The organism is Brevibacterium sp. AGC70 (genome assembly GCF_057334195.1).
Window position 1 is genome coordinate 24,973 of record NZ_JBHFIH010000002.1, and the last position, 12,798, is coordinate 37,770.

Consider the following 12,798-nt stretch of genomic DNA (forward strand, 5'->3'; position numbering starts at 1 on the left):
CTGATCTCCAAACGTCGTCTCGACGTCACGGAGATCGCCCTCGCCGAGGTGACCGATGAGTTCATCGCCTACACGACCGGTCTGAGCCAACGAGCAGGTGCCAAAGCCGGTTCCAGCCTCGCCGAGATCTCCCAGTTCCTGCTGGTGGCTGCGACTCTCCTCGACCTCAAGACGGCACGTCTGCTGCCGAACGAGGACGGCGAAGAGGAACTCGACCTCGAACTGCTCGAGGCCCGCGATCTTCTCTTCGCCCGCCTGCTGCAGTACCGGGCCTATAAATCCGTGAGCAGATTCTTCGCCGATGCCATGGCCGCGGGATCGATCAGGGCGCCCCGCAGCGTTGGACTCGAGCCCGAGTTCCAGGACGTGCTGCCCCCGCTGGAGATCCATATCGGCCCAGGTGAGCTGGCCGGACTCTATGCGACTGTGCTCCAGCGCGATCACACGCCGCCGAGCGTCGCCGTCGACCACATCCACCTGCCCCTCGTCAGCGTCTCTGAGCAGCGCGGCCACATCCTCAGCCTGCTGCGGTCCGGGGACCTCGACTTCCAGAGACTCCTCGACACGTCCGAGAACACCTTGGTCGTCGTGGCCCGGTTCCTGGCACTGCTGGAGCTGTTCAAGGTCGGCCTCTGCGACTTCGCCCAAGAGGAGCCGCTCGGACCGCTGTTCATCTCCCGCACCGAGTCCACCGACGATGGGGTGGACCTGCGCACCGAGGGGGAGTGGGACGGCGATGCGGAATTTGACGCCGAGAACGTCCAAGGAGTCGCCAGCGCGGACGCTGAAGGCATCGACGGCGAACCTGACAATGCGCACGATGACGAAGAGGGATCTGCATGATCGACGACGAAATTCTGGCCGGGATCGAAGCGGTCCTCATGATCAGCGACTCCGCAGTGTCGGCGAATGAGCTGGCCACTGCCCTCGGACTCGACGAGGACACGATCACGGATGCCATTGCCGAGCTCAAGGCCGACTACGACGGCAGAGACGGCGGACGGCAGCGCGGATTCGAGATCCGCTTGGTCGCCGGGGGCTTCAGGATCTTCTCCCGCGGGGACTATCACGAGATCGTCAAGGACTTCCTCACGTCTGGCCAGAGTGCGAAACTGTCCCAGGCTGCGCTCGAGACACTCGCCGTCATCGCCTACCGGCAGCCGATATCGCGTCCGCGCATCGCCGCCATCAGAGGGGTCAGCGTCGACGGTGTCATTCGCACTCTGCTCCTGCGCGGACTCATCGTCGAAGCGGGGAAGGAAGCGACCACCTCGGCGCTGCTCTACACCACCACGCACCAGTTCCTCGACGCGTTGGGGATGAACAGCATCGATGACCTGCCGGAGATCGCTCCCTACCTTCCCGAGGACGCCGATGTCGCCGAATTGGGTGCCGACAATTCCGAGGTTCTGGCCTCCGTGGAGGATGAAATGGCCGATCTCGACGACGAGATGTCACGAGTTGACGATTGATTTGAGAGAATGGAGATTATGAGTCCATACCGTGATCCCCGAGCGCCAGGCGGGCGCAACAATCGTCCGACCCGAAAACAGCGATCCAGCACCTCTTCAAAGGGCTCCCAGCGTTCGCAGTCAGGCACGGGCGAGAAGTCGGATGCCCATGTCAGCGGGGGTGTGAGGCTCCAGAAGATCCTCGCCGAGGCGGGCTTGGGCTCACGTCGTGCATGTGAGCAGCTGATCCTCGACGGTCGGGTCGAAGTCGATGGTGCCATGGTGACCGAGCTGGGCACCCGAATCGACCCCGAGACCCAGTCCGTATACGTGGACACAATGAGAATTTCGACACAGACCGCGAAGGTCTACCTGGTGCTGAATAAACCGGCGGGTGTCGTGTCGACGATGAGCGATCCGGACGGTCGACCATGCTTGGCGGATTACGTCAACAACCACGTCGAACGACTCTTCCACGTCGGACGCCTCGACACGGAGACTGAAGGACTCATCCTTCTGACCAACGACGGAGAGCTGAGCAACCGACTGGCTCACCCTCGCTACGAGATTCCCAAGACCTACCTCGCTCAGGTCAAGGGGCAGCTGGCCAAGGACGTCAGTTCCCGCCTCAAGGCCGGCATCGACCTCGAGGACGGCTTCGTCAAGGTCGATGGGTTCAAACTCGTGGACTCGACGCCGGGCAAGTCGGTGGTCGAACTGACTCTGCATTCGGGGCGCAACCGGATCGTGCGTCGACTTCTCAAAGAGGTCGGCAACCCGGTCGAGCGTCTGGTGCGGATCAAGTTCGGTCCGATCACCTTGGACGAACAGAAACAGGGCAAGATCCGCCCACTGCGCTCAGATGAGATCGGCGAGCTCTTCGAGGCCGTCGGGTTGTGAGAATCCACATCATCGGCACGGGTCTGCTGGGTGCAAGCCTCGGACTGGCGCTGAGCGCACAGAAGTACCAGGTCAGCCTCGAGGACACCTCACCGACTGCTCAGCAGCTGGCAGCCGATCTGGGTGCAGGGACGATCTTCGCCGATGGCGGCAATGACAGCAATGGCGGCAATGGCGGGGATCCGCAGATCGTCGTCATCGCCACCCCACCCGATGTCGCGGCCCAGACCATCGCAACGGCTCTGGAAACATACCCGGACGCCACGGTCACGGACGTCGCAAGCGTCAAGACCAGCCTGCTCGAATCGGTGCGTGAACTCGTCGGACGCAGCGAACTCGACCGCTACATCGGGTGCCACCCGATGGCAGGCAGGGAGAAGTCGGGAGCGATCGCTGCCCGGTCGGACCTGTTCACAGCTCGACCATGGGTGATCTGCTCGGACGAGAACACACCGCACAACCGCCTCGGTGAGGTCGTGACCATGGCGGAGGCCACCGGCGCCTCGGTCATCCACCTCGATCCGCGCATCCACGATGCCGCGGTCGCGAAGGTCTCCCACGTGCCGCAGGTCGTCGCCTCTCTGGTCGCCTCCCAGCTCCGGCATGCGCCGCTGGAGGAAGTCGCACTGGCAGGTCAGGGACTGCGGGACGTGACGCGGATCGCCGCCTCCGATCCGCGTCTGTGGACACAGATCCTGGCCGGAAACTCCGAGGAGGTCCGCTCCGTGCTGTTGGACCTGCGGACCGAACTCGACGAGGTCATCACCGCCTTGGAGATGGGCCCGGGCGCAACCGGTGCGCTGGCCAAGGCCATTGCCTTGGGCAACGAAGGTCACGATCGGATCCCAGGCAAGCACGGACAGGCTCCGACCAAATATGCTGTAGTCACGATCCTGATTCCCGACACCCCGGGAACCCTGGCCACACTGTTCAAGGACATCGGTGACCTGAACATCAACGTCGAGGACTTCCGGATGGACCACGCACCGGACCAGAAGCTCGGAATCGTCGATGTCTCGGTGGTGCCGGCCACCCAGCAGGAACTTGAAATCGGTTTGTTGTCGAAGGGATGGCAGATTCCTGAATCCGCCATCGAGAAAGAGGGAATTGCATGAGCGTCGTCGCCATTGACGGACCAAGCGGGGTCGGCAAGTCGAGCACCGCGAAGGAAACGGCCCGCCGATTGGGCTACAGCTACCTCGACACGGGTGCCATGTACCGTGCGATGGCCTGGCTGTGCCTGAACCGGGGTGTGACCGACCCGGTCGACGTCCTCGAACAGGTGCGCGGGGTCGATCTGGAGATTTCGACCGATCCGGACGAGTTCTTCGTCTCCGTCGACGGAATCGATGTCAGCGAGGAGATCCGTGAACCCGAGGTATCGGAGAACGTGCAGACCGTGTCTGCCGTCGTCGATGCCCGCGAAGAACTCATCGACATGCAGCGGACCATCATCGCCGCGGCACCCGCGGGAATCGTCGTCGAGGGGCGTGACATCACGACCGTTGTGGCTCCGGATGCCCCGGTCCGCATCCTCATGACCGCTCGTGACGAGGTGCGCGTGGCCCGCCGGGCCAAGGAGCTCCATGGAAATGCCGACGCCGAGGCACTCGCCGCCACCCAATCCCAGGTCACAGGCCGTGACGCCAAGGACTCAGCGACAACAAGCTTCCTAGAGGCCTCCGAAGGCGTCTACACACTCGATACCAGTGACATCGATTTCGACCAGGTGGTCGAGACGGTGCTGAAACTGGTGAAGGACTCACAATGACTGATTCAGAATTCCACGAGAACCCGGACGAGCATCTGGCCGAGCGTCTCGAGAACATCAGCGACGAGGAGGCCGAGAAGAGGGCGACTGCTCTCGAAGCCGGACTCTCCAGCTATGATCTCGAAGACGAAGACCGGGCACTGCTCGACGCCTACGGCTTCGACTTCGAAGCCGAAGAGACCCGCGGGGCTGATCCCGTCCTAGCCGTCGTCGGTCGCCCCAACGTGGGCAAATCGACCCTGGTCAACAGGATCCTCGGCCGCCGCGAAGCCGTGGTCGAAGACGTCCCCGGAGTCACCCGTGACCGGGTGAGCTACCGGGCGGAATGGAACACGAAGGAATTCACCCTCGTCGACACCGGCGGCTGGGACTCCGATTCCAAGGGCATGGCCTCCCGCATCGCGATCCAGTCCGAGGTCGCAGTCGACATGGCCGATGCCGTGGTCCTCGTCGTCGATGCGACGACCGGCCCGACCGCGACCGATGAGCTGGTCGTGAAGATGCTGCGGAGGAAGAAGAAGCCCGTCATCCTGGCAGCGAACAAGGTCGATGACGAACGCGGCGAGCTCATGGCCGCCGAGCTCTGGGGCCTGGGCCTGGGACAGCCATGGACGGTCTCCGGACTCCACGGTCGCGGGGTCGCTGACCTCCTCGATGAAGTGCTGAACATCCTGCCTGAGGTCTCCGCCGTCGAAACCCGCATCGAAGACGGCGGACCGCGCCGGATCGCTCTGGTGGGCCGACCGAATGTCGGAAAGTCCTCCCTGCTCAACCAGCTCATCGGCTCCGACCGTGTGCTCGTCGACAATGTCGCCGGCACCACCCGTGACCCGGTCGACGAACTCATCGAGCTCGGTGACAAGCAGTGGCGTTTCGTTGACACCGCCGGCATCCGCCGTCGAGCACATCAGGCCAGCGGTGCTGACTTCTATGCGGCGCTGCGCACCCAGACCGCTCTGGAACGCGCTGAGCTGGCCCTGGTCCTCCTCGAGGTCCAGGAACCGCTGAGTGAGCAGGACGTCCGCATCGTCACGACAGCCGCCGAAGCCGGTCGTGCCGTGGTGCTGGCGTTCAATAAGTGGGATCTGCTCGACGACGAACGTCGCTACTACCTCGAACGTGAGATCGAACGGGACCTGGCACATGTGGCCTGGGCACCGCGAGTGAACATCTCAGCGAAGACAGGACGCCACGCCGACAAACTGGTCCCAGCGATGGAAGCGGCTCTGGAGGGGTGGGACACGCGCATCCCGACCGGACGACTCAACGCATTTCTCGGGGAACTGGTCGCAGCGAACCCCCACCCGGTGCGCGGCGGCAAGCAGCCGAGGATCCTGTTCGGTACCCAGGCACAATCTCGCCCGCCGAAATTCGTGCTCTTCACCTCCGGCTTCCTCGATCCGGGGTATCGTCGTTTCATCATCAGGCGTCTGCGTGAGACGTTCGGATTCAAGGGAACTCCCATTGAGGTGTCGATGCGGATCAGGGAGAAGCGGAAAGGGCGCTGAGTGAGCGATGACGGTCAGATCCGCGAGCAGCCGCAGGGGCTGACTCGGGAGCATCGTCCTTGGCATACGAGTCAGCCTGCCAGGGTGCTGGTAATCGCGCTGACTCTTGCCGGCCTCGCGTATGCTCTGATGTTCTTCAGGGGACTTCAGGACATCGCCGCTCCAGTGTTCCTGGCTCTGAACTTCTACATCGTCGTCTATCCGCTGCAGAACTATCTGACCAAGCTGAAGGTCCCACGGGCAATCGGTGCCTGTATCTCAGTGATCCTCGTGCTGGTCATGATCTTCGGCTTCTTCGGGCTCACGGCATGGTCTGTCGCAGAGCTCGTGATCCTCATTCCCAGCTACGGCGAGCAGCTGGTCGCCAACTACCAGAACGCCTTGGCCTTCCTATCCGACATCGGTGTGACGTCCACGGTGCTCGAAGAGCAGTTCAAACAGTTCGATGTCAGATCCATCTTCGATGCCATCTACCCGCTGCTGACCAATGTCTCGATGGTCGCCGGCCTGCTCACCACCGTGGTGATGGCGGTGTTCTTCGTCGCCATGGACTCAATGGGCATCAATAAGCGCATGCTGATGCTGCACGACGCCAAACCCGCGTTTTCGGCCTCGCTGAGCGGCTTCGCCAGTGGGGTGCGACGCTATTGGATCGTGGCGACGATCTTCGGCCTCATCGTCGCTCTCCTCGACGTCATCGCCTTGGCGATCATCGATGTGCCGCTGATCTGGGTCTGGGGTGTGCTGGCATTCCTGACGAACTACATTCCGAACATCGGTTTCGTCATCGGTCTCATTCCTCCCGCGCTGCTCGCACTCGTCGACGGCGGGTGGCAGTCGGGCCTGTGGGTCGTCATCGCCTACAGCGTGCTCAACTTCGTCATCCAATCGATCATCCAACCGAAGTTCACAGGCGAGTCTGTCGGAGTCACACCGTTGGTGTCCTTCCTGTCGCTGCTGTTCTGGGTGTGGGTGTTCGGATGGCTCGGCGCCCTGCTCGCGCTGCCTGCGACGCTGCTGTTGAAGGCGCTGCTCGTCGATGCGGACCCGAAGGCGAAATGGGTGAACATCCTCATCGCCTCCGACCCTGGGACTGCGAATTCGTCGGCGCAGGACCCACCGGTGTCGCCTCTCGGGACGGCTGAGGAGGACTCTGGGGAAGATGCCTCAGCGTCCGATGCAGACGGCGAGACTCCTGAATCACCTGAGCCACCTGAGTCACCTGATGAGCAAGCTCACGTGTCGACCTCAGGCAAGTCACCTGGCACGCGGGCAGACGAGTCGCCGACGAATTGACCCCTTGGGTCGACGGACGAAGAATTGTCCGAGCGATTGTGCCTTGCCTCTCGCCTCGTGCGCTGTGAATGGTTAGCATGAAGTATGGCGACGCTACTGAAGATCCATCCTGAGAATCCACAGAACCGAATGATCGAAAAGGCCGTGCAGACTCTGCGGGACGGCGGACTGATCGCCTACCCCACAGACTCGTGCTATGCGTTGGGCTGTGCCTTAGACAACAAGGCTGGGATCGAGCGGATCACCCGCATCCGACAGTTGGACTCGAAACATCACTTCACTCTGATGTGCCGCGACTTCGCGCAGTTGGGACAGTTCGTCATCGTCGACAACTCTGATTTCAGGGTCATCAAGTCGATGACCCCGGGGCCCTACACGTTCATCATGAAGGCGACGAAGGAAGTCCCACGTCGTATGATGCACGCCAAAAAGCACTCGGTCGGTGCGCGGATCCCGGAGAATGTCACTGCTCTGGCACTTGTTGAGGCGATGGGCGAACCCATTCTGTCATCGACGCTGCTGCTGCCTGGCGCAGAGGACCCGCTGACCCAGGCCGACGATGTCGTCGATCAGATCGGACACGATGTGGATGTGGTCATCGAGTCGGGAGTGCCGGGAACAGTTCCCACCTCCGTCATCGACTTCACCGGTCGGGAACCCGAGGTCGCACGCGTCGGGGCCGGAGACGTCTCACGCTTCGAATGAGCGTCGGCGGTTCCGACGAGCTCGCTCACAACCCCAGGTAGGCTGCCTGCACCTGGGGATTGTCGAGCAGTCTCTCGGCATCATCGGCGAGCACTACACGTCCTTCTGCCAGCACATAACCGCGGTGAGCGATCGCCAATGAAGCCTTCGCATTCTGCTCACTGAGCAGCACACCGATCCCGTTCCTGTTGATCTGGGCGATCGATTCGAGCACCTGTTCGACAACGAGGGGAGCCAACCCCATAGACGGCTCGTCTAAGATCAGCAGACTGGGATCCGACATCAGTGCGCGACCGATCGCCACCATCTGCTGCTGCCCGCCTGACAACGAACCTGCCGGCTGGGCTGACTTCTCCTTCAGGATGGGAAACAGCTCGAGCACTTCGCTCAGGATCTCCTCGGTGCGGGTGCGGTCCCTGTGCGGGTACGTGCCCAGCCGAAGATTCTTCTCCACTGACATCTTCCCGAAGAGATGCCGCCCCTCGGGGCAATGTGCGATGCCGCGCTTGACGATGCTGTTGGGGCGCGTTCGTTGGATCGTCTGCCCGTCGTATTCGATCGTTCCCGAGCGAGTTCGCAGAAGTCCGCTGATGGTTTTGAACAAGGTGGTCTTCCCAGACCCGTTCGCACCAAGGATCACCGTCAGTTCACCGGGCCGAGCGGTGATGCTCACCCCGTGCAGCACATCAGTCGCGTCATAGCCGACGCTTATGTTCTCCAGAGACAGCATCAGTTCTCCTCATCCTTGGTCGATCCCAGGTAGGCACGAATCACGTCTGGATTGCTCTGGATCTCCGCTGGAGAGCCGATCGCCAGTTTCTGGCCGTGATCGAGGACGAGGATCGTGTCCGCCAGGTCCATGACCATCGACATCTTGTGTTCGACCAACAGCACCGACACCCCGCGACTGGGCAGGGAACGGATGAGATTGCCGAAGTCCGTCGTCTCCTCTTCGGGAATGCCTCCTGCCGGCTCGTCGAGGAGTATCAGCTCCGGTTCGGTCGCCAACGCCATGGCCACGGCCGTACGCTTCTGCACTTCTTGCGGCACATTTGAAGCAAGATCGTGGCGGAACTCGGCGACACCGCAGAATTCGAGTGCCTCGAGCGCCTTGTCGTGGTTGAGCGCCGATTCGCGTCGATGCCGTGGAGTGTGGAAGATCGCGTCGAACACATGGGACCTGGAACGCACGATGCGACCGGCCAACACGTTCTCCAACAGCGTGGAATCATCGAAGAGGTGCGTCGTCTGGAAGGTTCGCGCAATACCTCCGTTGACCGAGTTGTGCGGAGACGACTGGGTGATATCACGACCGTTGAAGAACACGGTTCCGGCGGTGGGGCGATAGAACCCGTGGATGAGATTGAACAGCGTTGACTTGCCGGCACCGTTCGGGCCGATCACAGCGGTGATCTGTCCTTCCTGCACATCGAGATCGACGTTCTTCACGGCATCGAGGCCGCCGAAGCGCTTCCCGAGCCCTCGAATTTCGAGCAGCATCACTTCTCCTCCTCGGTGGTGATGGTGTCGGCAGCCGTTTCCCTGCGCTCAGCGGCGCCGGCACGAGTGGAGCCGTCTGAGTCGGCAGACTTGGCGGCCCGAACAGAGTCGTCTGTTGTGGCAGTGCCGTCTGCCTGTGCGTTGCCGTGTGACCGGGCAGCCCCATCCTTGTGGGCCGAGCCGATCCGTCGTTTCCGAGCTCGTTTGTCGATGAACCCTCCCAGATACCCCACGATTCCGCGAGGTGCGAAGATCACAAGAGCGATGATGATGGGTCCGAGCACGATGAAACGGTAGGCCTGGAAGTCCTGGAAGAGCTCGAAGAGGAAGGTCACAATCATTGTGCCCACCAGTGGCCCCGCGACAGTGCCCATTCCTCCGACAAGGATGAACATCAGGAACTCGAAGGTCTTGTCCACGGTCGCCGCATCGGGGCCTATGAAACCGACCACGGAGGCGTAGAGGCCGCCGCCGATCCCGCCGAAGAACGCCGAGGCGGCGAAGGCGAGCTGCTTGCTCAGCCCCACATTGACGCCGATCGCATCGGCAAGGTCTTCGCTGGTGCGAATCGTCAGCAGCGTGCGTCCAACGCTTGAGCGTCGAATCGCGTAGGTGATGTAGACGCAGATCAGCAGAATGATGAAGACGAGGTAGAACATCGCTGTCGGATTGCTGAAGTCCACGATGTCTCCAGCCTCGGGGAACTTCACATTGTTGACGCCGGAATGGGCGTGAGTCACCGCCTCCCACCGGCTGATGGTCAGGTAGATGATGAAGCCGATGGCCATCGTGAAGATGGCGAAGTACTCGTCCTTCGTACGCAGTGCGATCAGTCCGGACAGGTACCCGATGGCAGAAGTGCCGACCACTCCGACGAGGAAAGCCTGCCAGAACGACCAGTCGAAATCGGTCGTCAGCAAGCCGACTGTATAAGCTCCGATTCCGAAGAACCCGCCTTGGGCCAGTGACAGCTGCCCCGTGAAGCCGAGGATGATGTTCATCCCGTAGACCGCGATCGCCGAACACAGGCCGACGGTGATCACGCGCATGATGTAATTCTCATCGCCGAATGCCATCGGTGTCAGGGCAATGATGAGCAGAACGGCCAAGGTTCCGATGATTCGAGGATTCTTCAGTGCACTCATCGCTGCACCGCCTTTGCGAACAGGCCCGTGGGTTTGATCGCCAGGACCGCCACCAGAACGATGAAGGCCACGGCTTCGCCGACAGCCGAGGAGATGTACGTCGATGTCATCGTCTCGGTGATCGCAAGCGCGAAGCTGCCGACGATGGCGCCCGGCAGTGAACCGAGCCCGCCGAGGATGATGATCGCGAACACCTTCAGGTTGAGCGAATCACCCATAGTGGGGGAGAGGAGGTTGATGGGAGACACGAGGCCGGCGGCGATTGTCACCAGAAGTGCCGATAGGCCCAAGGTGAGCATCGAGACCATCGCGGGGTTGATTCCGACCAGAGCGGCTCCGGTCCGATCCTGCTCGATGGCCTCGATCGTCTGGCCGTGAATGGACCGTTTGATGAACCATGTCAGCAGGGAGAGCACAACGACCGCAGTCACGATGATCACGATGCGCTGCGTGGAGATCTCTGCGCCCAGAATCTTCAGGCTTCCGGAGATCGGTGTCTCCATCCTCCGGAAATCAGCACCCCAGATCGCCTGCGCGACGGCCTGGAAGAAGAACATGGCGCCGATGGCGGCAATCATGTGATGAGTGTGCGGTGAGTTGCGCAGAGGGTGGAAGACCAAGCGTTCGAGCAGTACACCGAGGACGAACAGGATGAGTGCTGCAATGCCGATGGCAGCCACGTAGGGCACGCCGACAGTGGTCAGAAAGAAGTACGTGACGTAGGCGCCGAGCATGTACAGCGAACCGTGCGCGAGGTTGGGAATGCGCAGGACGCCGAAGACCAGGGTCAGACCGATTGCGGCAAGGCAGTACACACCGCCGAGTGCAACGCCGTTGAAGAGCTGTTGGGTGAAAAGTGTCATGAAGCGAATCCTCACAGGACGTCAGACGGCGCGACAGCGGGGCATGAAGCTCATACCCCGCTGTGGGAAGCGCCGACGATGGTGACTACTTGGCGTCGGAAACCTGTTCGACGGGTACCTTCGTGTACTTCTCGTCCTTGTTCAGGTAGGTGACCTCCAATTCAGGATTCATCAAATGCCCCTGATCGGTGATTTTCGTCGGGAAGCCGTTGACCTTGTACTTGTCGTCGACCTCGCTCAGCGCATCCGGCACTGCCGCCCGGATCTTCTCGGGATCGCTGGTGGTCCCTGCGACCTCCATCGCCTTGGCGATGATGGCGATGCTCTGATAGTTCAGCGCCGTCTCGCTGGTCGCCACCTTCTTCTCACCGGCAACCTCCGCGAACTTCTTCAGGAAGTCCTTCGTGCCCGGATCTTCGTATTCCTTGACGGGCAGCACTCCGACGGAATTCGTCAGGTTCTTGGGCTTCGTCACGGTTGCCATCTCGTCGAGTTTCGCCTGGTCCATGACGAGGAAGCTGCCCTCGAAGCCCTGCTTCTTCGCTTCTTCCATGATCAGCGCAGTCGGCTGTGAGGGGCCACCGACGAAGATGCTGTCCGGCTTCTCGGACAGGGCCTTTGAGACTGGGCCCGCGAAGTCCGACACGGTGGCGTAGTCAATGCTGTTGTCTGCGCCGATCTTGCCGTCCGCCTTCTTCCACTCGTCCGTGATTGCCTTCGTCCACTGCTGACCGTATTCACTCTGTGTGCCGAGCAGCGCGAGCTTCTTGCCACCATTCTTCATTCCCTGTTCGGTGAACGGCTTGGCGTAGGATTCGAAGTTCGGCGGAATCATCATCGTCAGCGGATTGTCAGACTGCACGATGGCGGGATCCGAGGTGTACGCGGAGATCATGAACTTGGATCGGCCGTCGTTGATCTGCTGAATCGCTTTGATCGCGCCGGCATTGGGGGAGACGACGACAGGTGCTTTGTCCTGGTCTGCCAGACGCTGGGCGTTGCTAGCCGCGGTGGAGGGTGCGTACTTGTCATCAAGGGATTTGAGCTCGATAGTGACCTTCTTCCCGCCGACTTCGAGCCCATCCTTGTTGAGGTCATCGACAGCCATCTGGAGGCCCGTCTGGACGTTCTCTCCATAGGCCGCGCCGCCGCCGCTCAGGGGGCCGGTATAGCCGATGACGACCGAGTCATCGCCACCGGAGTCACCGCTTCCACCGCCCCCACCGCAGGCTCCGAGGGTCAGTGCGAATGTGCTGATCACGGCCGCCGCAAGCACAGGACGGCTCGCCCTTCGCGGGGTTGAGGTCATCTTTTCTCCTTTGAAAAGTGAGACGGAGCAACAACGCTCCTCAAGGTTGTCGGGATGCCTGAGCGGAAGCCCGAAGCCAATCTGAACGAATATTCGATTGAGGCTTAGATAGGAACCTATACATCATCAAATGTGATGTCAATCGCATTTTCGAAATCCCTGACATCTGTCCTTCTTACTTGTCATCTGTCCTTCATGCTTACTTGTCATCTGTCCTTCGTGCTTGTGCGGCCTGGCTTGCGCCTGGCTCACCCGTGGCTTGCGCCTGGCTTGCGCCCGGTTCGCACTTACGTGGGCATCTGGCAAAGGCGGGTGAAATCCGCGGTCCAATGTTTGAGCAAACAATCGTT

Annotated in this window: 13 protein-coding genes; 8 read left to right on the forward strand and 5 right to left on the reverse strand. The window is 61.3% G+C overall.

From position 1 onward, the window contains the following. The first annotated feature begins 3 nt into the window (after positions 1-3). The 8 genes from ACE03M_RS02510 to ACE03M_RS02545 all read left to right on the forward strand — a co-directional run bounded on the left by ACE03M_RS02510 (position 4) and on the right by ACE03M_RS02545 (position 7,631). Positions 4-843 carry a segregation and condensation protein A gene (locus ACE03M_RS02510; protein ID WP_485932716.1) on the forward strand — a complete coding sequence of 280 codons (840 nt, stop codon included), beginning with the start codon at positions 4-6 and terminating at the stop codon, positions 841-843. Beyond that, positions 840-1,472 carry an SMC-Scp complex subunit ScpB gene (gene scpB / locus ACE03M_RS02515; RefSeq protein ID WP_485932645.1) on the forward strand — a complete coding sequence of 211 codons (633 nt, stop codon included), beginning with the start codon at positions 840-842 and terminating at the stop codon, positions 1,470-1,472. The genes ACE03M_RS02510 and scpB overlap by 4 nt, the downstream gene beginning before the upstream one ends. A gap of 18 nt (positions 1,473-1,490) precedes the next feature. Beyond that, positions 1,491-2,351 (forward strand): pseudouridine synthase, encoded by an 861-nt coding sequence (locus ACE03M_RS02520; protein ID WP_260848236.1) that lies wholly within the window; start codon positions 1,491-1,493, stop codon positions 2,349-2,351. Continuing rightward, positions 2,348-3,466, forward strand: coding sequence for a prephenate dehydrogenase (locus tag ACE03M_RS02525; RefSeq protein WP_485932647.1), 1,119 nt, complete (start codon positions 2,348-2,350; stop codon positions 3,464-3,466). Before ACE03M_RS02520 ends, ACE03M_RS02525 begins: the two co-directional genes overlap by 4 nt. Further along, on the forward strand, positions 3,463-4,122 hold the full coding sequence (cmk, locus tag ACE03M_RS02530; RefSeq protein ID WP_485932649.1) for a (d)CMP kinase: 660 nt from the start codon (positions 3,463-3,465) through the stop codon (positions 4,120-4,122). The genes ACE03M_RS02525 and cmk overlap by 4 nt, the downstream gene beginning before the upstream one ends. Continuing rightward, the gene (gene der / locus ACE03M_RS02535; RefSeq protein ID WP_485932651.1) at positions 4,119-5,630 is read left to right on the forward strand and encodes a ribosome biogenesis GTPase Der; all 1,512 of its coding nucleotides are present in this window, start codon (positions 4,119-4,121) and stop codon (positions 5,628-5,630) included. The genes cmk and der overlap by 4 nt, the downstream gene beginning before the upstream one ends. After that, on the forward strand, positions 5,631-6,926 hold the full coding sequence (locus ACE03M_RS02540; RefSeq protein WP_485932652.1) for an AI-2E family transporter: 1,296 nt from the start codon (positions 5,631-5,633) through the stop codon (positions 6,924-6,926). Between the two features lie 84 nt (positions 6,927-7,010). Further along, a complete protein-coding gene (locus ACE03M_RS02545; RefSeq protein ID WP_143923815.1) occupies positions 7,011-7,631 on the forward strand; it encodes an L-threonylcarbamoyladenylate synthase in 621 nt (206 codons plus the stop codon). 25 nt (positions 7,632-7,656) lie between these two features. Here the strand turns inward: ACE03M_RS02545 and ACE03M_RS02550 are convergent, their stop codons facing one another. From ACE03M_RS02550 to ACE03M_RS02570, 5 genes are all read right to left on the reverse strand, one after another. Then, positions 7,657-8,361: an ABC transporter ATP-binding protein gene (locus ACE03M_RS02550; RefSeq protein WP_485932654.1), complete on the reverse strand. Its 705-nt coding sequence runs from the start codon at positions 8,359-8,361 to the stop codon at positions 7,657-7,659. After that, entirely contained in the window at positions 8,361-9,131 is a 771-nt protein-coding gene (locus ACE03M_RS02555) for an ABC transporter ATP-binding protein (RefSeq protein WP_485932655.1), read from the reverse strand. Before ACE03M_RS02555 ends, ACE03M_RS02550 begins: the two co-directional genes overlap by 1 nt. Beyond that, positions 9,131-10,276, reverse strand: a complete 1,146-nt coding sequence (locus ACE03M_RS02560) for a branched-chain amino acid ABC transporter permease (protein ID WP_485932657.1) — start codon at positions 10,274-10,276, stop codon at positions 9,131-9,133. Before ACE03M_RS02560 ends, ACE03M_RS02555 begins: the two co-directional genes overlap by 1 nt. Continuing rightward, the gene (locus tag ACE03M_RS02565; RefSeq protein WP_143923812.1) at positions 10,273-11,139 is read right to left on the reverse strand and encodes a branched-chain amino acid ABC transporter permease; all 867 of its coding nucleotides are present in this window, start codon (positions 11,137-11,139) and stop codon (positions 10,273-10,275) included. The genes ACE03M_RS02560 and ACE03M_RS02565 overlap by 4 nt, the downstream gene beginning before the upstream one ends. Positions 11,140-11,224: 85 nt before the next feature. Continuing rightward, positions 11,225-12,448, reverse strand: coding sequence for an ABC transporter substrate-binding protein (locus tag ACE03M_RS02570; protein ID WP_485932660.1), 1,224 nt, complete (start codon positions 12,446-12,448; stop codon positions 11,225-11,227). Positions 12,449-12,798 lie beyond the last annotated feature (350 nt).